This is a genomic window from Streptomyces sp. NPDC049813 (assembly GCF_044465085.1).
In the GTDB taxonomy this organism is placed as follows: Bacteria; Actinomycetota; Actinomycetes; order Streptomycetales; family Streptomycetaceae; genus Streptomyces.
This window is the reverse complement of the sequence record NZ_JBITLI010000001.1, coordinates 625,655-646,036: the sequence shown is the minus strand read 5'-3', so window position 1 is coordinate 646,036 and position 20,382 is coordinate 625,655. Positions and strand designations below refer to the sequence as shown.

The window sequence follows — 20,382 nt, the reverse complement described above, 5'->3', positions numbered from 1 at the left end:
GAGTGTGGCACGCCCCGGCTCGCACCTCCCGTGCACCCAGCGCCGCGGGCCTCCACGTTCCTGCCTGCACAGGCTCAGGCCCGAAGGGGACCCACCGATGAGAAGCAGCACCTGGTCACGTCCTGTCCGCCGCACGTCCGCGGTGGCCATCGCCACCGCCCTCGCCCTGGGCTCCCTCGCGGCCTGCGGCACCAGCAGCAGCTCCGACGACGGCGGATCGGGCGACGCCGGGTCGAAGGCCGACATCAGCGCTCCGCTCGACCCCAAGACCAAGGTCACGCTGACCATCGACTGCATGCCGCCGACGGCGAAGGCGGCGGAGCGCAAGCAGTGGATCGAGGACGTCAAGGAGTTCAACAAGAAGTACCCGAACGTCACGATCGACGGGAAGTCGACCGCCGGGCAGTGCGAGGAGCCCGCCCGGTTCACCGCGGCGCTCAAGGCGAAGTCCCAGCCGGACGTCTTCTACACGTACTTCACCGACCTCCAGCAGGTCCTCGACAACGACGGCGCCGAGGACATCACGGCGTACGTCACGCCGAAGACCGTCCCGGCGATCGACTCCATCGACCCGAACGTGATGAACGCCCTGAAGAAGGACGGCAAGCTCTATGGCGTGCCGACCAGCAACTACACCATGGGCCTGCTGATCAACCGCAAGCTGTTCAAGCAGGCCGGGCTCGACCCGGACAAGCCGCCGGCCACCTGGGAGGAGGTGCGCACCGCCGCGAAGAAGATCGCGGGCCTCGGCAACGGCATCTCCGGCTACGGCGAGTACAGCGCGGAGAACACCGGCGGCTGGCACTTCGCCGCGGCGCAGTACAGCCTGGGCGGCGAGATGGTCAGCGCCGACGGCAAGAAGGCCGCCTTCAACGACGCCACCGGCAAGAAGGTCGTCCAGCAGCTGCACGACATGCGCTGGACCGACGACAGCATGGGCAAGACCCAGCTGCTGAAGTGGGGTGACCTGCAGAAGCAGATCGCCTCCGACAAGCTCGGCATGTTCCTCGCCGCGCCCGACGACGTGACGTACATGGTCCAGCAACTGGGCGCGAAGTACGACAACTTCGGGATGGGCCCGATCCCCGGCGGCAAGGCGACCCTGTTCGGCGGCAACGACTACATGATCAAGAAGGGCTCCTCGCCCGACAAGATCAAGGCCGCCATCGCCTGGCTGAACCTCAAGACCCTCACGCCCGGCAAGGGCCAGTTCCAGTGGGAGCGCACCAAGGCGGACAAGCTGCCCGTCGGGCTGCCGCAGCCGAACTTCTTCACCGGCGCGGTCAAGGACCAGGACCTGAAGTCCCGTACGGACAACGCCACGATGCCGGTGGAGAACTTCAAGCCGTTCATGGAGAACCCGGTGCCCGGCAAGGCGGAGCCGCCGAAGGCGCAGGAGATCTACAAGGTCCTCGACAACGTCATGTCGGGCGTCCTGACCAACAAGAACGCCGACATCGACAAGCTCCTGTCCACCGCCGAGCAGCAGGTCAACCAGGTACTGGCCAACCAGTAACCGATCCCCCTGGCACCTGTGATCCGAGGAGTGACCATGTCGGCCCCGACGCTGCCCGCGAAGCCCCAGCAGGCCGCACCGTCCGCCAGCCGCCAACCGAGCACGCCGGACGGCTCGTTGGCACGCACCGTGCGGCGCAACATCTCCGCGCACGGCTTCCTGATCGGTGCGGTGCTCTGCTTCTCCTTCTTCTCCTGGTACCCCATGGTCAGGGAGTTCGTCCTGGCCTTCCAGAAGACGAAGGACGGCCGCACCACCTGGGCCGGCTGGTCCAACCTCAGCTACGTCTTCAACGACCCGGCCTTCTGGCAGGCCTGGCGCAACACCCTGCTGTTCACCGCGCTGGCCCTGGTGCTGGGCTTCGCCGTCCCGTTCCTCGTGGCGGTGCTGCTCAACGAGTTCCGGCACGGCCAGGGCTACCTGCGACTGCTGGTCTACCTGCCGGTGATGCTGCCCCCGGTCGCCTCCGTCCTGCTCTTCAAGTACTTCTACGATCCCGGCTACGGCCTGTTCAACCGGGTCCTCGGTGTCGTCGGGATCCCCGAACAGCAGTGGCTGCAGTCGACCGACACCGCGATGCTCTCCGTCGTCATCGCGGCGACCTGGATGAACATGGGCGGCGCCACGCTCATCTACCTGGCCTCGCTCCAGGGCATCCCCGGTGAGCTGTACGAGGCCGCCGAGCTGGACGGCGCGGGGCTGTGGCGCAAGATCTGGCACGTGACGATCCCGCAGACGCGGCTCATCCTCTCGCTGATGTTCCTCATGCAGATCATCGCGACGATGCAGGTCTTCACCGAGCCGTTCCTGCTGACGAACGGCGCGGGCCCGGAAGGCTCCACCACCACCGTCGTCTACCTCATCTACCAGTACGCCTTCAACTTCAACAACTACGGCGGCGCGGCGGCCCTCGGCCTCGTCCTGCTCGTCCTGCTCGCGGCTTTCTCCGCGGTGTACGTACGCCTCAGCCGCGCCTCGGACGACTGAGCGCCAAGGGAGTTGGGATCTCACCGACATGGCTACCGACACGATGCGCCCCCGCACCCTGATCTCCCCGGCCCAGCTCGGCCGGCGCCGCGGAAAGATCATCTACTGGACCGTCTTCGGCGTGACCATGGGCCTGTTCACGCTGGTCTTCCTCGGCCCGCTGTACTGGATGGTCACCGGCGGGCTCAAGACCACCGCGGAGATCGTCCAGTCCCCGCCCACCCTCGTCCCGCACAGCGCGCACCCGGAGAACTACCAGGACGCCTGGCGGGTGATGGACCTCGCCAAGCTCCTGTTCAACACCCTCTACTACGCGTTCGGCGCGCTCGCCTTCCAGCTCGTCCTGGACGTGGCCGCCGCCTACTCCCTGTCCAAGCTGCGGCCCATCTTCGGCAACGTCATCCTCGGCATGATGCTGGCGACGCTGATGATCCCGGCCACCGTCCTGGTCGTCCCGCAGTACCTGACCGTGCTCGACGTACCGATCTTTGAACGCAACCTGCTGAACAGCCCCTGGGCGATCTGGCTGCCGTCCGTGACCAACGCGTTCAACATCTTCCTGCTCAAGCGGTTCTTCGACTCGATCCCGCAGGAACTGCTCGACGCGGCCTCGATCGACGGCGCCTCCGCGCTGCGCACCCTGCGCTCGGTGGTCCTGCCGATCTCCCGGCCGATCCTCGGCGTGGTCTCCATCTTCGCGGTCGTCGGCGTGTGGAAGGACTTCCTCTGGCCGATGCTCACGCTGCCCGATCCGGCCAAGCAGACCCTCAACGTCGGGATCTACTCCCTGTCGAACGGTGTCCCGCAGAACCAGCTGATCGCGGCGCTCACCATCGCCTCGGTACCGACGCTCCTGCTCTTCCTGCTCTTCCAGCGCAACATCATGAGCGGTCTGACCGCCGGCGGCCTCAAAGGCTGACGCCCGGCCCCGCCTCCCTCCCCTCGCGCGTGTGCCGCCGCGGTCCGCCGCGGCGCGCACCGCCCTGCCCGAAAGGACCCTTCGTGGTGGCCGACGACTGGTGGCGTTCCGCAGCCATCTATCAGGTGTACGTCCGCAGCTTCGCCGACGGCGACGGCGACGGGACGGGAGACCTCGCCGGGGTCAGAGCGCGCCTGTCCTATCTGGCGGAGCTCGGCGTCGACGCGATCTGGTTCACGCCCTGGTACCGCTCCCCGCTCGCGGACGGCGGCTACGACGTCGCCGACTACCGCGTGATCGATCCGGCGTTCGGCACCCTCGCCGAGGCCGAGAAGCTCATCGCCGAGGCCCGGGACCTCGGTATCCGCGTCATCGTCGACATCGTGCCGAACCACGTCTCCGACCAACACCCCTGGTTCCGGGCCGCGTTGGCCGCGGGCCCGGGCAGCCCCGAGCGGGAGCTGTTCCACTTCCGGCCCGGCCGCGGCGCCGACGGCGAACTGCCGCCCAACAACTGGCCCTCGCAGTTCTCCGGCCACACCTGGACGCGGGTGCCCGACGGGGAGTGGTACCTGCACCTGTTCACCGCGCAGCAGCCGGACCTCAACTGGGCGCACCCGGCGGTCCGCCAGGAGCACGAGGACGTCCTGCGGTTCTGGTTCCAGCGGGGCGCGTCCGGGGTCCGCATCGACTCGGCCGCGCTCGTGGCGAAGGACCCCGCGCTGGCCGACGCCGCCGACGGCGACGAGAGCGGCTACGTCGACCGCGACGAACTCCACGACATCTACCGTGCCTGGCGGGCCGTCGCCGACGAGTACGACGGCGTCCTGATCGGCGAGCTGTGGGTGCCCGACCCCGAGCGGTTCGCCCGCTACCTGCGCCCCGACGAGCTGCACACCGCCTTCAACTTCGACTTCCTGACCCGCCCGTGGGACGCCGCCGAGCTGCGCGCGTCGATCGACCGGACCCTCGCCTACCACGCCCCGGTGGGCGCCCCCGCGACCTGGGTGCTCTGCAACCACGACGTGACCCGGACGGTGACGCGCTACGGCCGCGCCGACACCCGCTTCGACTTCGCCGCCAAGCGGTTCGGCACCCCGACGGACCTGTCCCTCGGGCTGCGCCGCGCCCGGGCCGCCGCCCTGCTCTCGCTGGCTCTGCCGGGCGCCGTCTACCTGTACCAGGGCGAGGAGTTGGGGCTGCCCGAGGTCGAGGTGGCGCGCGAGCGCATCGAGGACCCGATGCACTTCCGCTCGGGCGGTGTCGACCCGGGCCGCGACGGCTGCCGGGTGCCGCTGCCGTGGTCCGCGCACGGGGTGTCGTACGGCTTCGGGCCCAGTGGCGAGCCCTGGCTGCCGCAGCCGGCGGACTGGGGCGGCTACGCCGCCGACGACCAGGCCGCCGACCCCGCCTCGATGCTCTCGCTGTACCGCGCGGCGCTGCGGCTGCGCGGCGGTGAACCGGGCTTCCTCGGGCACGCGCTGACCTGGCTGCCCGCGCCCGACGGCGTCCTGGCCTTCGCCCGCGAGGCCGGTCTGGTCTGCGTGGTGAACCTGGGCGCCGCGGAGCCCGTCCGGCTTCCGGCGCACGAGGGGGTGCTGCTGGCCAGCGACGCCCTGGACGACGACGGACGGCTGCCGCGCGACACGGCGGTGTGGCTGCGGACGGCTCCTGCCGCGTAGCCGCCCTACGGCGTTCGCACCTCCCTCGCTCGGCGCGTCGACGAGGGCGGGGTACGTCCCACCCGGCCGCCCGTTCGACCGAAGCGGCCGGGACGGGCGCCCTGGAGGACAAGGGCATATGCCATAGGCACCACCGCGTCGGGTCCGGGCAAATCCCTTACGAGGCCAGGCGCCCTGTGCCACAGTCGTAACCGGTCCTTCACCCGCCGTGGCCCCCGTGCCTGCATCGGAGTTCGTCATGTCCCCCCATGCCTCCGCGGACCGCCCACCCGGCCAGCCGCCGGAGCGTGGCGCGGTCGACGCGCTGATCTCGCAGACGCGCCGCCTGCTCGGCGACGTCGACGCGGTGCGCCGGGAGACCGCGACGCCCGCGGGAGGCGAGGCGGACGCCGAGGTCCGGTGGCAGCGCGCCCTGTACGAGCTGGCCGTCCACCAGCTCAGCGACCTCGACCGGCACCTGGCGCAGCTGCGTGAGGGCCCCGCCCCCGCCCAGCCGCCGCCCCGGCGCGGCGCCCCCGAGGGCGGGTCGCTGCTGAGCCGGGTCGGCAGCGCCGAGTGGGACCTGCTCACCGACGAGGCCGTCTGGTCGGCGGAGCTCTACCGCATCCTCGGCCGGGACCCGGCCGCGCCCGCCCTGACCCTCGACGAGCTGCCGGCCCTGGTGCACCGGGACGACCAGGCGCGGCTCACCGCGATGGTCACGGACTGCCTGATCGACGGCAAGCCGATCGACGGGGAGTTCCGCGTCGTGCGCCCGGACGAGTCCGTGCGCACCGTGCACATGATGGGCGAGCCCGTGCTCGACGCGGACGGTGCGACGGCCGCCATGTGGGCGGTCGTGCGCGACGTCAGCGAACTGCGCCGCAGCCAGCGGGCGGTGAGCGAGACCCGTGACTCGCTCCAGCGCCGGCGGCACATCGCGCAGACCGAGCACCGGCTCGCGGCCGAGCTGCGGGAGGCCGTGCTGCCGCCGCGGCACGGCCGGCTGCGCCTCCCGACCGCCACGACCGCCAAAGAGGCGCGCCTCGATGTGGCCGCCCGTCATCTCCCGCCGCCGGTCGGCGGGCCGATCGGCGGCGACTGGTACGACCTCCTCGAACTGCCGGACGGGCAGGCGCTGTTGACCGTCGGCGCGCTGGCCGGAGGCGGGGTCACGGCCGCCGCCGGGACCGCGATGGCGCTCGGCGCCGTCCGCGGTATGGCCGTGTGCGGCACCGCACCTGGCGAACTGCTCTCCTGGCTGCGCCACCTGCGCGACGGATCGACCGGGCCCGGCCTCGCCGGAGCCCTGTGCTGCCGGTACGACCCGGCGGCCCGCACACTGGCGTGGGCGCAGGCGGGACACCCCGCCCCGCTGCTCTTCCGCGACGGGTCGGGATGTGCGCTCACGCCACCCCGGGGCCCCGCCCCCGCGCAGGCGAAGGAGACCCTGCGCGCGGGCGACGTCCTGCTCCTGCACACCGAAGGCCTGCTGCCGCGCCATGACGCGCCGGCCGCCGCGCGCCGACTGCTCGCGCTGGCACCGCGGCTGGCCGGTGCCCGCGACGCGCAGGAGTGCCTGCGCACGGTCGTGGAGGCGTGCGGCGCGGCCGAGCGTGAGGACGGCGCCTGTGTACTCGTCGCCAGGATCGGCGCCTGACCGCCGGCCTCAGGCCTGGACGCGCCTGCCGGCGGGCCGGGGCAGGGCCAGCTTGATCTCCTGGCGCAGGTCCTCGATCTTCGGATAGCCCGCGAACTGGCCGGTGAGCCGGTACATCTCGCGCAACCGGTCCCAGGTGCGGTGGGACGAGTTCGACCCCATCGAGGAGAGCGCGAGGCGCGCGTACCGGTCCGCCTGCTCGGGGTCGTCCGCGATGAAGCAGGCCGACGCCATGGAGAGGTGGTCGAAGATCTTCGACCGGTCGCGGCCGCCCGCCCGCAGCGCGAGCGCCTCCTTCGCATGGCGCTGCGCGATGATCGCGGCGCCCGGCTCGTGCTCGGCGAGGGTGCGGTAGGCGAGGGCCTGCATGCCGTGCAGGTCCGCCTCGTCGAACATCTGCATCCAGCTCGGCGGTGCCACGTCGCCCCGGTCGGAGACGAAGAGCTCCTCCGCCTCGCCCAGGGTGCGCCGCATCGCCTGGCCCTTGCCCAGGGACGCCTGGGCCCAGGCCTCGATCGTGTAGAGCATGGCCCGGGTCCTGGGCTGCACCTCGTCGCCCGCACCGGACTTGGCGAGCTTCATCAGGTCGAGCGCCTCGTCCGGCGCGCCCAGGTGGATCTTCTGGCGGGCGGCCCGGGAGAGCGCCTCGCCGGCCCGCGGCCGGTCGCCGCCCTCGCGCGCGGCGTGCGCGGCGATGACGAAGTACTTCTGGGCCGTGGGTTCGAGGCCGACGTCGTGCGACATCCAGCCCGCGAGGACGGCGAGGTTGGCCGCGACGCCCCACAGGCGCCGCTGGAGATGGTCGGGGTGCCGGTAGGAGAGGATCCCACCGACCTCGTTGAGCTGGCCGACGACCGCCTTGCGCTGCAACCCGCCACCGCGGGAGGCGTCCCAGGCACGGAACACCTCGACCGAGCGCTCCAGTTCCTCGATCTCCTGCGATCCGATGGGGGCGGCCTCGTACCGGTCGTACCCGGCGGGGTCGGCCGTGCCCGCGGCGGAGAAGGGGTCGTGGGAGTGCGGAGCGTCGGCCGCGAGGGCCGGGTCGGTGTGCAGCCAGTCGTGCATGGCACTGCTGAGTGCGGAGCCCGCGGCGAGCGCGGCACCCGCGCCCACCAAGCCGCGTCGGTTGAGCATGAGGTCCATTCCCGTGAATTCGGTGAGGACCGCAGCTGTCCGCTCGGGCGCCCACGGCACTCCGTCGGGCCCCTGTTGTTCCAGGCCCCCGCCGCCCTGCCGTTTCCCCGCGCGCCCGTGCCGGACAAGACCGAGATCCTCGATGGTCACGACACGGCCGAGTCGCTCGGTGAACAGCGCCGCCAGCACCCGCGGTACCGGATCGCGCGGGATCTCTCCCATGTCGATCCAACGCCGCACCCGCGAGGTGTCCGTCGCCAGCTGGGGGTGGCCCATGGCCGCCGCCTGCCGGTTGACGAGCCGCGCGAGTTCACCCTTGGACCAGCCGGCCAGGCCGAACAGGTCGTTCAGGCGGGTGTTGGGTTGACCGTTCACGTGAGCCCCCAGGTTCTCGGCTGCAACCGACAGTAGCCCGCTGTCAGTTGCTGAGCGACTATTCGCCAGGGTTCGCCAGGGTGCGCCAGCTGTTGGGCCGCGGCCCCTGGGGTGTCAGGTAGGAATGCGCCACCCCGACCCGGTCGCCGCGGGGCACTCCCCAGGGTGTACCGGCCCGGCCGGGCCGGGCGGCGCTGGCAATTCGTCGGAACGCGAAGGGATCTGTTCGCCCATGTACGCAGCATCGTCCTCCGTGTCCGCCCCGCCCCGGCCGCGCACCGCCCGCCCGGCGGTCTCCGGCAACGGCCCGTATCTCGACCCCGTGCGGCCCGCGGCCCCGACGCTCGCGGGCGTCGGCCGGCCGCGCCGCGCCCCGGGGCTCGGCACACCACCGCTCAGCGGGAGACTCGACTTGTCCGGTCCCCAGGGCGCCCAACTGCGCACGGCCGTCGCCGCGGTGCACCGGATCTGCCCGGAGTTCCATCCGGTGCAGGTGCTGCGGCGCAGCCCGCGCTCCGTGCTGCTGGTCGGTACGACCGGGCGCAGTACCGCCGTCGCGAAGTGTTTACTGGACCACTCTCCGGCCGGGACCGAGCGGGTGCGGCACGAAATAGCCGCGTACCGGTCGTTCGTCCGGCACCGGCCGCCGGTCCGGGTACCGCGCCTCATCGCGGCGGACCCGGAGAACGGCACGCTGGTGATCGAGCGGATGCCCGGCCGGGTGGCGGCCCTGCAGCGGCACCCGGCCGAGGCACCGCCGCGGGCGGACGTGCGCGCGGCCCTCGGCGCGATCTGCCGGCTCAACAGCTGGCGGCCGCCGGCCGGCACCTTCGACGCGCCGCTGGACTACGCGGAGCGGATCAACCGGTTCCACGATCTGGGGCTGCTGACCGACCGTGACATGGGTGACCTGCAGAAGCTGCTGCACGGCATCGCCCACGCGTCGGGGCGCGGCGGCATGGGCCAGTTCTGCCACGGCGACGCGCTGCTGTCGAACATCCTGCTCTCGCCCGCGGGTCCGGTCTTCGTGGACTGGGAGCACGCGGGGTGGTACCTGCCGGGCTACGACCTCGCGACCCTGTGGGCCGTGCTGGGCGACGCCCCGGTGGCGCGCCGGCAGATCAGTCAGCTCGCCCAGTCGGGCGGTGCGGCGTCCCGCGACGCGTTCCTGGTCAACCTGATGCTCGTGCTGACCCGGGAGATCCGGACGTACGAGACGGCCGTGCAGCGTTCCCTGCACGAGCCGGTCCCGGCCGCGCCGGGTGCGGCCCGTCCCGGCGCCGCGCCGTCCGGCGAGGAGCAGCGGCTGCTGCTGCGCCGGTTGCACGACGACTGCAACATGGCCCGCAAGGCGGTCCGCGCGGCGGTCGGCACCCGCTGACGGGACATGGTTCCGCGGTGCGCCGGAGACGGGGCGCGCCGCGGTTTCCGCATGTACGGCGTCCGGACGCGGCCCGGATCAACGTCCGCGCCAGGGACGGCTATTGGTCTAGGCCACTGACGCGTCGCAGGCGGTGGCGCCACCGGGCGGGAAAGCCCGGCGCACACCCGCTGACATGGGAAATTCCTGGGTGTTCCGTTGCCCTGCGGATGATTGACGGATGGTCGGCCAGCCGATACCACTGACCCACGAGGCGCCCGCACGCCCCGCGCACCGATCCGTCGCCCAGCGCTCCCAAGCCTTCCCAGGAGGCACCGTTGCATCGGTCCATCCGTTCCATCCCCGCCGGACGTCCCCGTGCGGGAGCGCGGGCGGCGGGTACGCTCGCCACCGCGGCGCTGCTGCTGCCGCTGCTCGGCGCGGCCCCGCCGCAGGCCGCCGCGCCGGCCCCGACGGCGCGTCTGCAGGACGCGTTCACGGACGCCGCGGCCGAGTACCGGGTGCCGCGCAGCGTGCTGCTCGGCGTCTCCTATCTGCAGTCGCGGTGGGACGCGCACGGCGGCGCGCCGAGCGTCACCGGTGGCTACGGACCCATGCACCTCACCGACGCGCGGACGGCCCTCGCCGGCACCGTGGCGCACGACCACGCGACGGGTGACGCCCGCGGCGACGACTCCCGGGCCCCGCTGAAGGCCTCGCAGCCGCTGCCCACCGACGCCCAGCTCCCGGCCCGGCTGAAGACGCTGGTCGAGGCGGCGGAGCTGACCGGGCTCCCTGCCGACCGGCTGCGCAGCGACCCGGCGGCCAACGTGCGCGGCGGCGCGGCGCTGCTGGCGGCGGCGCAGAAGCGGCTCGGCGAGCCGTTCAGCGACGCTCCCTCCGACTGGTACGGCGCGGTCGCGACGTTCTCCGGGGCGGACGACGCGGCGACCGCGGCGACGTACGCCAACGACGTCTTCGCGGTGATCCGCGACGGCGAGGCGCGGACCACGGACGCGGGCCAGACGGTGACGCTCGCCGCCGACCCCGCCGCGACGCCGCGGGCCGCGCAGCTCACGGCGGCCGGGCTGCGCCGGACGGACACCTCGGGGACCGAGTGCCCGCGGACCGTGTCGTGCGAGTGGATCCCGGCGCCCTACGAGGAGTTCGGCGAGGGCGACTACGGCAACCACGACCTGGCGGACCGCCCCAAGGACCAGAGCATCGACTACATCGTCATCCACGACACGGAGGCGACGTGGGAGCAGACGCTGAAGCTGGTCCAGGACCCGACCTATCTGGCCTGGCACTACTCGCTGCGCTCGACCGACGGTCACATCGTGCAGTCCATCAAGGCCAAGGACGTCGGCTGGCACGCGGGCAACTGGTACGTGAACGCCAAGTCGATCGGCCTTGAGCACGAGGGCTTCCTGGCGCAGCCGGACTCCTGGTACACGGAGGCCATGTACCGCTCGTCGGCGCGGCTGGTGAGCTACCTCGGCAAGAAGTACGGCATTCCGCTGGACCGGCAGCACATCCTGGGCCATGACACGGTGCCGGGCCCGACGACCTCGACCATCCCGTCGATGCACACGGACCCCGGCCCGTACTGGGACTGGGCGCACTACTTCGCGCTGATGGGCCGGCCGTTCCACGCCAAGGGGGGTGCCAAGAGCGGGGTCGTCACCATCAGGCCCGACTTCGCGCGCAACAAGCCCGCGTTCACGGGGTGCACCGAGGCGGGCGCCGCGTGTGCGCCGCACGGGTCGAGCGCGGTGCGGGTGTACACGGCGCCGAGCGAGGACGCCCCGCTCGTCAAGGACATCGGTCTGCGGCCGGGCGGCCAGGAGTCGACGACCGACGTGAACGACATGGCGTCGCGGGTCTCGACCGGCCAGCAGTACGCGGTCGCCGAGCGCCGGGGCGACTGGACGGCGATCTGGTACCTGGGGCAGAAGGCCTGGTTCAAGAACCCGAAGAAGCAGCCGACCGCCGTCGCCGCCCAGGGCCGGGTCGTCACGCCGAAGGCGGGCGCGAGCGAGGTGCCGGTCTACGGGCGGGCGTATCCGGAGGCCGCGGCCTACCCGGCGGGGATGACGCCGCAGGCGATCTCGCCGCTGCCGTACAAGCTCCTGGCCGGCCAGCGCTATGTGACCGGCGGGCGGACGACGGGCGAGTACTTCTACTCGCCCACGTTCGACACGACGACGCACCGGGTGGTCAAGGGCACGGACGTGTACTACGAGATCCAGTTCGCCCACCGGGTCGCCTATGTGCGGGCCGCCGACGTCCAGGTGGTCGCGGAGCGGCACTGACCGACCGCTGCCACCCCGCTGCCGGCGGAGCTTCGGCAGGGCCCGGGCCCCGTGCTCAGCCCTGCTGGAAGAGCTCCGCCGGCAGCGGCTTGAGCAGCGCGTACAGATCGTCGGTGATCGGCCGGTCCCAGGAGGCGATGGTGACGAGCACCTTGTCGCTGCGGTCGAACTGGACGCAGGAGATGCGCGTCTCGGAGAGCTTCAGGCGCCGCACGATGAGGAGGTTGTCGCCCTGCATGACGGGGACGTCCTCGACTCCGGTGACCGTGACCTCCTCGTCGTTCTCCAGGGCGATGAGGAGCTGGGCGACCTCGAAGGGGATCTCGTCCTCGGCGATCTCACGGGCCGGTGAGCCCTCGGGGAGATTGCCGATGATCATCGCGGGGCCCCGGCCGCCGAACAGGTCGTAGCGCAGGAACACGCCCTGGCAGCTGCCGTCGGGGGCGGGCAGCAGGCCCGCGCCGAGGTTGCCCGGCCAGTCGCCCGGATCCATGGCCAGGACGTCGAAGTCGGGGCCCGCGGGGGTCGCTGCGCGGCGGCGGAGGAAGGACATGGGGTCCATCGTACGTCGCCCGCGGGCGCGGCTCGTCCCGGGGTTTGGCCGGTACCGCTACTGTCCGAGGGCCCCCGCGAGCCCGCCGCGGTCGGTGCCGATCTTGCGGTGGACGGACGACAGGATCCGCGTCACGGCCTGCTCGTCCAGGCGCAGCCGCACCGCGATCTCCGCGGCCGCGAGACCGCGCGCCGCGCCCAGCGCCACCTCCCGCTCCCGCCCGCTCAGTGCGTCCGTCGCCGCGCTGGGCAGCGGGCGGGGCCGCAGACCGGCGGCGGCCAGCTCGTCGCGGGCCCGCTCCGCGAGCGCGTCGGCGCCGCAGCCGGCGGCCGTGTCCAGGCCGCGGTACAGCTGGTCGGTGGCTTCCCCTGCGCGGCCGGTGCGGCGCAGTTCCGCGCCGAGCGCGACGAGCGAGCAGGTCAGCTCGTACCCGGCCGGGGAGCGCTTCAGGTGGCTGACGGACTCCTCCAGGAGCTTGGCGCGGTCGGCTCCCGGGGAGACCTCGGCGGCGGCGCGCAGGGCCTGTCCGATCGCGGACGGCGCTCCGAAGTGCCGGGCGCGCTCGACGGCGTCGTGCGCGGTGGCGAGGGCGGCGCCCGGCGGGTCGTGGGCCTCGGCGCGGGCGAGGTGGAGCTGCCAGTGGCACCAGGCGGGGTTGCGCATGCCCCGGGGATCGAGCCTGCGGCCGGCCGCGGCGAGTTCCGCGGCGGCGTCCTCGGTGCGGCCGAGGGCGAGGAGCAGCTCGCCGTGGACGGTCTGCGCGTCGGGGAAGACGACGGCGGCGGGGAACGGCGCGCCGAACGCGTAGGCCTGTGCCATCGCCTCGGCCTCGGCGACGCGGCCGCGGGCGATGAGCACCTCGACGAGAGTGCCGACGGCGTACCAGTGGGCGGGGGTGCCGGGTCCGACGCGTTCGGCGAGGCGCAGTCCCGCGCGGGCGAAGTCCTCCGCCTCGGTCAGCCGCCCGCGCCGGTAGCGGACGTAGCCGAGCAGGGTGTACGCGAAGGAAAGGTGGCCGCCGCGCCAGCCGGCCCGCTCGAAGTCGGCGATGCCCTCGACGAAGAGCTCCTCGGTGCGGCAGGGGCGGTCGGCGTAGAGGAAGGAGAGGGCGACGAGGACGGGGACCTCGAAGCCGCGGTCCTCGTCGGCGGCCCAGCGCAGTCCGCCGGCCAGGGCGCGCTCGGCGTGCCGGAGCACGGTGGCGGCGGGTTCGCCGCGCAGCGTGGCGTCCCAGGTGCGCAGGCCGATGAGGTAGCGCTCGGTGAGGTCGCGTCCGGTGAGCCGGTCGGCGAGCCGGGCCAGCCGCCGGGAGCGGGCCGGGGAGTCGGGTTCGTCGGCGCGGAAGGCGTCCCACATGAAATTGCTCGGCCTGGAGCCGCAGCCGGACCCGGGAGTCGGTGGCGAGCGGCAGCTCGCGGGCGAGGGTCCCGGAGGCCTCCGCGAGCCGGTCACTGTGGGCGAGGACCTGCGAGAGCCGGCAGACGATGCCGTAACGCAGCGCCGGGTCGGTGATCGGCTCCTCCAGTGCGGCGCGCAGGTGGTTGACGGTGGTGGCGGGCTCGGTCAGCAGGGAAGCGCTGCCGAGCTCGTACAGGACGACGGCGCGGTCCTCGAAGGGCGGGGGCTCCCGCAGGGCGCGGGCCAGGTAGCGGCGGGCCGCGTCGGGGGCGCCGGCCCGGACGGTCTCGCGGGCGGCGGCGCGCAGCTGCTGGACGACCCAGCCGTCGCCGTCCGGGTGGGTCTCCAGAAGGTGCCGGGCCGCCGCGGACGCTCCGAGTCCCGCGTCGATGACGGTCCACGCGGCCTGGCCGTGCCAGCTCGCGCAACGCCTCGTCGACGACGGCGAGTTCCCGCTCGCGCTCCAGCAGTGTCCGCCTGCCCCGGCCTCCACGCTGCACCATGGCGCCACCCCCAGCCGCGGTGGTGCGCCCGGCGCGGGCAGCCGGTGCCTGCCGCGGTTCACAGGCCCCTCAGCCTACGCGGAACCGCCCGGCCCCGAGGGTCATGTGGGCTTCTACGTAAGGGAGTTGGGGTCGGGCGGCAAGGTGGCCCGGTGTCGGGCACACCGCTGCTGGTAGGTTCCGCGTCATCCGTCGGCGGTGGGGGGATCATGGACGCGGGGACGCTCGACTACTGGCGGGCGGGTCTGGACGCGGTACCGGACGAGGTGTGGCGCCACCCCGCGGTCGAGGTCCTGCTGCTCGCCGACAACCGGCTGACCGGGCTGCCCGCCCGCATCGGCACGCTGACCCGCCTGCACACCCTGGATCTGGGCCACAACCGGCTGACCGCGGTGCCGCCGGACCTCGGTGACCTCACCGCTCTGACGCGCTTCCTCTACCTGCACGACAACCGGCTGACCGAGCTGCCCGGGACGCTCGGCGCGCTGGACCGGCTCGCCTATCTCAATGTCGGGGAGAACCGGCTGGCCGCGCTGCCGCCGGCGCTGGGCTCGATGACGGGCCTGGTGGAGCTGCGGGCCCAGCACAACGCGCTGACCGCGCTGCCGGAGACCGTCGGCGCGCTCACCGCGCTGCGGGAGCTGTGGCTGCGCGGCAACCGGCTCACGGCGCTGCCCGCCTCTGTGCGCCGCCTTCGCGAGCTGCGGGAGCTGGATCTGCGGGAGAACGCCTTCACCGCCGTCCCGCCGGCGCTGCGGGGGCTGCCCCGGCTGCGCCGGCTCGACCTGCGCGGCAACCGGCTGCGGGAGGTGCCCGCCTGGATCACGGAGCTGCCGGCGCTGGAGAAGCTGGACCTGCGGTGGAACGACGTGCGGGGCGCGCCCGGCCCGCTGGAGGAGCTGGCCGGGCGCGGCTGTGTCGTCCTGCGCTGAGTTGCCGGCTCAGCCCCGCTCGGCGGGGGCGGGCGGGACGACGGCGACCGGGCTCGCGGCGTGCAGCAGCACGGCCTGGGTGACCGAGCCGAGGATCGGCGCGGGGCGCGTGAAGCGGCGGCGGTGGCGGCCGACGACGACCAGCTCGGCCTCGCGCGAGTTCGCCACGAGATGGCCCGCCGCGTCACCGGCCGCGACAAAGAGGTCGACCTCCACTTCAGGGTGAGACTTCCGCCGCTCGGCGACCGCCTCCTCGGCCAGCCGCAGCGTCTCCCGCTCGGCGGCCTCCTGGTCGACGGTGGTGGGCGTGAAGTCGCCGAACGCGGACCAGGCGAGCGCGGGCCACGGATAGGCGGCGACCACCTGGACCCGGGCGCCGGTCCGTGCGGCGTGCTCGAAGGCGAAGCCCAGCACGGTGGCGTCCGGGTCGTCGGTCTGTACGCCGACGACGACCCGCGGCCCGGGCCGTACCGGCACCTCACCGTGGACCACACGGCCCGGTGGCGGCACCACGACGACGGGGCAGGCGGCGTCCCGGGCCGCGGCCACCCCGTTCGAACCGAGCAGCAGGCTGGCGAAGCCGCCGCGGCCGCGCGAGCCGAGCACCAGCAGCCGCGCCTCGGTGCTCATCTCCGGCAGCACCGCGGCGGGCAGCCCCTCGCGGCTGATGAACTCCAGCGGCGGCGGGCCTTCGCGACTCTCCAGCGCCTTGCGTACGGCCCCGATGACCTGGTCGTCGACGGGTTCGTCGGGGCCGGCGACGAGCACCGCGGGCTGGAGGCCGGGGGCGTACTGCCGCACGTGCACGATGCGCAGGTCGGCCTCGCGCCGGGCCGCTTCGGCGAGCGCCCACTCCAGGGCGCGTCTGCTGTCGTCGGACCCGTCGACAGCGGCGACGACGGGCAGGGGGTGCGGCGTGCTCATGGTTCTTCGCCTCCGACACCGGGCACGGCTGTCGTGCCCTCCTTGAACGGCTGTTCCTGTGGTCAGGCTCGCTCACCCGCGGGCCGGAGGACAGGGCCGAAGGTCACGTGTCGGAAATCGGCGGAAAATAACGAGACGGCAGCGCGCGTGCCTCCGGCTCCTGAGGCACCGCGGCCCGCGTCCGGGACCCCCTGGACGTCGCCGCTAGGGCGTGTTTTGAAAGTCCCGTCGTCCGCCCGAAGGGCGGGCCCCGCGGCGTCCGGTGCGTGCGATCGCAAGGCGCCGGAGCGTCCTAATAGCGGAGCTATTCGGGCGCTTCGGCAACGCCGCGAGCGTGCGTGCCGGACGCCGCGGGGCAGGCGGGACTTTCAAAACACGCCCTAGGTGAGGTCGAACTCGCCCTCGCGGGCGCCGAGCACGAACGCCCCCCATTCGTCGGGGGTGAAGATCAGCGACGGGCTCTGCGGGCTGCCGCTGTTGCGCATCGCGATGAATCCCTCCACGAAGGCGATCTGGACATCGCCCGCTCCCCTGCTGCTGGAGCGCCAGTCCGCCTTGCTCAGGTCCAGATCCGGCTTGTCCCACCCCATGAGCGAGTGCTGGTCGATGGTGCTTTCGGCCACGTCCGTGCTCCTCCCGGTTCGTCGTCCGTGCGCCAGCCTAGCGATCGGCGCGTACGCCGCACAGGCCACGAAGGCGGCGATCGTCCCCCGCGCTCTCGCGGGGGCGGTGGTCAGGGGGTGGCGGGAGCGTCACCGGGTGGGCGGCTCGGCGCCGACGAGCCACATGGCGAAGAACTGCGAACCGCCTCCGTAGGCGTGCCCCAGCACCTTGCGGGCGCCGTCGACCTGGTGCTCCCCCGCTTGTCCGCGCACCTGGAGGGCGGCCTCGGCGAAGCGGATCATGCCGGAGGCACCGATGGGATTGGTGGACAGGACGCCGCCGGACATGTTGACCGGCAGGTCCCCGTCGAGTTCGGTGACGCCCGCCTCGGTGAGTTTCCACCCCTCGCCCTCGGCGGCAAAGCCCAGGTTCTCCAGCCACATCGGCTCGTACCAGGAGAACGGGACGTACATCTCGACGGCGTCGATCTCGCGCCGCGGGTCGGCGATGCCCGCCTGCCGGTAGACGTCCGCGGCGCAGTCCTTGCCTGCCTGCGGCGACACGAAGTCCTTGCCCGCGAAGAGGGTGGGCTCGCTGCGCATGGCGCCGCCCAGCAGCCATGCGGGGGGCCTCGGCGCGCGGGCCGCGCCGGCCCGGTCGGTGAGGATCATCGCGCAGGCGCCGTCGGAGGACGGGCACGTCTCGGAGTAGCGGACGGGGTCCCACAGCATGGGGGACGCCTGGACCTTCTCCAGCGTGATGTCGTGCTCGTGAAGGTGGGCGTAGGGGTTCTTCAGCGCGTTGCGCCGGTCCTTGTACGCGACGAGGGAGCCGACCGTGTCGGGCGCGCCCGTGCGCCGCATGTAGGCCCGCACGTGCGGCGCGAAGAAGCCGCCCGCTCCGGCCAGCAGCGGCTGCTGGAAGGGGATGGGCAGCGAGAGCCCCCACATGGCGTTGGATTCCGACTGTTTTTCGAAGGCGAGGGTGAGGACGGTGCCGTGGACGCGGCCCGCGACGAGGTTGGCGGCGACGAGCGCGGTCGAGCCGCCCACGGACCCGGCGGTGTGCACGCGCAGCATCGGCTTGCCGACGGCGCCGAGCGCGTCGGCGAGGTACAGCTCCGGCATCATGACGCCCTCGAAGAAGTCGGGCGCCTTGCCGATGACGACGGCGTCGATGTCGGCCCACGTCAACTCGGCGTCTCGCAGAGCCTCTTGGGCCGCCTCGCGGACCAACCCGGCGAGGGAGACGTCGCGGCGGGCGGCGACGTGCTTGGTCTGCCCGATCCCGACGACGGCCACGGGCTCCTTGGCGGTGCTGCTCATCACTGACCCCCTCCTTCTTGCCCTTCGAGTACGGCGACCAGGTTGTGCTGGAGGCAGGGCCCCGAGGTGGCGTGGGCGAGCGCGCGGCGGGACTCGCCGCGGTGGATGCGGGCGGCGGCCTCGCCGATGCGGATCAGTCCGGCCGCCATCACCGGGTTGGCGGCGAGGGCGCCGCCGGACGGATTGACGGTGACGTCGTCGCCCAGCCGCAGCGCCCGGCGCAGGACGACCTCCTGCGCGGTGAACGGGGCGTGCAACTCGGCGGTGTCCACCGGCCGTTCGAAGAACCCGGCGTGCTCGGCGGCGAGCCGGGTGGACGGCGAGTCCGTGAGGTCGCGGACGCCGAGGCCGTGCGCCTCGATGCGGTGGTCGATGCCGCGGATCCAGGCGGGCCGCGCGCACAGCTCGCGGGCGCGGTCCCCGGCGGCGAGGACCACGGCCGCCGCGCCGTCCCCGATCGGCGGGCAGTCACCGGTGCGCAGCGGGTGGACGACGTAGTCGCCGTGGCGGACGCCGGCGCCCCGCAGCTGGGCGTGCGGATTATCGGCGGCGGAGCGGCGGCTGCGGGCGGCGACCCCGGCGAGGGCGGGTTCGTCCGTGTGCCCCGCGTCGATCAGGGCCTGCGCCTGGAGTGCGGCGAGCGCGACGGAGTCGGGCCAGAGCGGGGCGACGTAATACGGGTCGAGCTGGCGGGTCAGCACGTCGCGCACCGAACCCGGCGAGGACTTCCCGTACGCGTAGACCAGCGCGGTGTCGGCGTCGCCGGTCAGCAGCTTCGTCCACGCCTCGTACAGCGCCCACGCGCCGTCCATCTCGACGTGCGACTCGGAGATCGGCGGCCATGCGCCGACGCCGTCGAGCGCCATGGTGAAGGAGAAGGCGCGCCCGGCGAGGTAGTCGCTCGACCCCGAGCAGGTGAAGTCGATGTCGCTGGTCCTCAGCCCCGTCGCGTCGAGCACCTCGTGCAGCACCGGCATCAGCATCTCGACCTCCGACTGCTCGTCGGTGGTGCGCCGGTGGTCGGTCTGCCCGAAGGCGACGACGGCGATCTCCCGGATCGGCGGACGCATTCAGATCAGCTCCTTGTACGTGTCGTAGTCGGCGTCCGGCTCCCCGGTGGGCCGGTAGTGGTCCGGGTAGCGACCGCCCGCGCTCCACACGGGCTCCACCCGCAGCCCCATGCGCACCTGGTCGTACGGGATGCCGGCGATGCGCCCGTGCAGGGCGAGGTCGGCGCCGTCCAGGGCGATGTGCGCGTAGACGTAGGGGAGTTCGATGTCGAGGTTCTTGGCCTTGACGTTGACGATGCAGTACGTGGTGACGGTGCCGGCCGGGCCGACCTCGACCTGCTCGCCGGTGGCGACGCCGCAGGTGGGGCAGGCGCCGCGGGGCGGGACGTAGACCTTGCGGCAGGAGGGGCAGCGTTCGCCGACGGTGCGGTGGTCGGCGAGGGCGGCGATGTAGCGGCTCTGGGCGGCGCCCGGGCTGTAGGTGTAGTCGAGGCGGGCGGGGGCGACGATGCCGGTGACCGGGTTGTCGAACGCGCCTGTGTGCGCGGCGACTTGGGCTACCGGTTCGGGTCCGGGGTCCGGGGTGGAGTCGTCCGGTTCGAAGCAGGCGATGTCGGTGATGGCGCCGACCCGTTCGGCCGCCCAGCGGACGCGGACGCGCTGTCCGGTGCGGACGGCCTCCGGGCCCGGGGCGTCGAGGGCGTGCAGCAGGGCGGTGTCGGCGCCGTCGAGTTCGACCAGGACCCAGGCGAACGGGGTGTCGAGGGGCTGGCCGCGCCGGGGCCGCGGGTTCCAGGCCCAGGTGGTGACGGTGCCGGTGGCGGAGACCTCGACCAGGTCGCGGAGTTCGTCGGCGGTGACGGGGTCGTACTCGACCGGCGGGACGAGGACGGTGCCGCGGGTGGTGCGGACGCCGAGGAGTGTGCGGTGGCGCAGGCCGGTCAGGAAGGCGCTCTGGACGGGGCCCAGGGAGCGGGTGAAAGGGAACTCCACGATGAGGGGGGCGCGGAGTACGTCTGGTCGCGGGGTGAGTGTCATCTGGGCTCCTTCAGAAGGTACGGGTGCGGGCCCGGCGGGGGTCGTCGCCAGGGCCGCACCCCTAGGTATTTGCCTGCCTGCGGGCCGGTGGGGGCTGGTCGCGCAGTTCCCCGCGCCCCTGGGGTATTGCTTGTCTGCCGGCCGGTGGGGGCTGGTCGCGCAGTTC

15 protein-coding genes and 1 pseudogene are annotated in these 20,382 nt (G+C 73.0%); 8 read left to right on the top strand and 8 right to left on the bottom strand.

Going from position 1 to position 20,382, the window contains the following annotated elements:
• The first annotated feature begins 97 nt into the window (after window positions 1-97).
• From ACIBW6_RS02850 to ACIBW6_RS02830, 5 genes are all read left to right on the top strand, one after another.
• Window positions 98-1,516 (top strand): extracellular solute-binding protein, encoded by a 1,419-nt coding sequence (locus tag ACIBW6_RS02850; protein ID WP_399055840.1) that lies wholly within the window; start codon window positions 98-100, stop codon window positions 1,514-1,516.
• A 36-nt stretch (window positions 1,517-1,552) separates the two neighbouring features.
• Window positions 1,553-2,503 (top strand): carbohydrate ABC transporter permease, encoded by a 951-nt coding sequence (locus ACIBW6_RS02845; protein ID WP_399055838.1) that lies wholly within the window; start codon window positions 1,553-1,555, stop codon window positions 2,501-2,503.
• Window positions 2,504-2,546: 43 nt separating this feature from the next.
• Entirely contained in the window at window positions 2,547-3,422 is an 876-nt protein-coding gene (locus ACIBW6_RS02840; RefSeq protein ID WP_399056409.1) for a carbohydrate ABC transporter permease, read from the top strand.
• A gap of 83 nt (window positions 3,423-3,505) precedes the next feature.
• Window positions 3,506-5,104 carry an alpha-amylase family glycosyl hydrolase gene (locus ACIBW6_RS02835; RefSeq protein WP_399055836.1) on the top strand — a complete coding sequence of 533 codons (1,599 nt, stop codon included), beginning with the start codon at window positions 3,506-3,508 and terminating at the stop codon, window positions 5,102-5,104.
• Between the two features lie 238 nt (window positions 5,105-5,342).
• Entirely contained in the window at window positions 5,343-6,743 is a 1,401-nt protein-coding gene (locus ACIBW6_RS02830; protein WP_399055834.1) for a PP2C family protein-serine/threonine phosphatase, read from the top strand.
• Window positions 6,744-6,752: 9 nt separating this feature from the next.
• Here ACIBW6_RS02830 and ACIBW6_RS02825 read toward each other — a convergent pair whose 3' ends face one another.
• Window positions 6,753-8,255: a hypothetical protein gene (locus ACIBW6_RS02825; RefSeq protein WP_399055832.1), complete on the bottom strand. Its 1,503-nt coding sequence runs from the start codon at window positions 8,253-8,255 to the stop codon at window positions 6,753-6,755.
• A 232-nt stretch (window positions 8,256-8,487) separates the two neighbouring features.
• Here ACIBW6_RS02825 and ACIBW6_RS02820 point away from each other — a divergent pair, with 232 nt between their 5' ends.
• Window positions 8,488-9,636, top strand: coding sequence for an aminoglycoside phosphotransferase family protein (locus tag ACIBW6_RS02820; RefSeq protein WP_399055830.1), 1,149 nt, complete (start codon window positions 8,488-8,490; stop codon window positions 9,634-9,636).
• 317 nt (window positions 9,637-9,953) lie between these two features.
• Window positions 9,954-11,930: an N-acetylmuramoyl-L-alanine amidase gene (locus tag ACIBW6_RS02815; RefSeq protein WP_399055828.1), complete on the top strand. Its 1,977-nt coding sequence runs from the start codon at window positions 9,954-9,956 to the stop codon at window positions 11,928-11,930.
• A 55-nt stretch (window positions 11,931-11,985) separates the two neighbouring features.
• Here ACIBW6_RS02815 and ACIBW6_RS02810 read toward each other — a convergent pair whose 3' ends face one another.
• Together ACIBW6_RS02810 and ACIBW6_RS02805 are read right to left on the bottom strand one after the other, a co-directional pair.
• A complete protein-coding gene (locus ACIBW6_RS02810; RefSeq protein WP_399055826.1) occupies window positions 11,986-12,483 on the bottom strand; it encodes a hypothetical protein in 498 nt (165 codons plus the stop codon).
• Window positions 12,484-12,540: 57 nt separating this feature from the next.
• Window positions 12,541-14,296, bottom strand: a pseudogene (locus tag ACIBW6_RS02805) (ATP-binding protein); the annotation flags it as partial.
• Between the two features lie 297 nt (window positions 14,297-14,593).
• Here ACIBW6_RS02805 and ACIBW6_RS02800 point away from each other — a divergent pair.
• Window positions 14,594-15,316, top strand: a complete 723-nt coding sequence (locus ACIBW6_RS02800) for a leucine-rich repeat domain-containing protein (RefSeq protein ID WP_399056406.1) — start codon at window positions 14,594-14,596, stop codon at window positions 15,314-15,316.
• Window positions 15,317-15,325: 9 nt separating this feature from the next.
• Here the strand turns inward: ACIBW6_RS02800 and ACIBW6_RS02795 are convergent, their stop codons facing one another.
• From ACIBW6_RS02795 to ACIBW6_RS02775, 5 genes are all read right to left on the bottom strand, one after another.
• Window positions 15,326-16,240 (bottom strand): universal stress protein, encoded by a 915-nt coding sequence (locus ACIBW6_RS02795; RefSeq protein ID WP_399055824.1) that lies wholly within the window; start codon window positions 16,238-16,240, stop codon window positions 15,326-15,328.
• A 380-nt stretch (window positions 16,241-16,620) separates the two neighbouring features.
• The gene (locus ACIBW6_RS02790) at window positions 16,621-16,863 is read right to left on the bottom strand and encodes a DUF397 domain-containing protein (protein ID WP_399055822.1); all 243 of its coding nucleotides are present in this window, start codon (window positions 16,861-16,863) and stop codon (window positions 16,621-16,623) included.
• A gap of 129 nt (window positions 16,864-16,992) precedes the next feature.
• A complete protein-coding gene (locus ACIBW6_RS02785; protein ID WP_399055820.1) occupies window positions 16,993-18,168 on the bottom strand; it encodes a thiolase domain-containing protein in 1,176 nt (391 codons plus the stop codon).
• Entirely contained in the window at window positions 18,168-19,238 is a 1,071-nt protein-coding gene (locus tag ACIBW6_RS02780) for a thiolase domain-containing protein (RefSeq protein WP_399055818.1), read from the bottom strand. The genes ACIBW6_RS02785 and ACIBW6_RS02780 overlap by 1 nt, the downstream gene beginning before the upstream one ends.
• Complete coding sequence (locus ACIBW6_RS02775; RefSeq protein ID WP_399055816.1) at window positions 19,239-20,216, bottom strand: Zn-ribbon domain-containing OB-fold protein; 978 nt, start codon at window positions 20,214-20,216, stop codon at window positions 19,239-19,241.
• Window positions 20,217-20,382 lie beyond the last annotated feature (166 nt).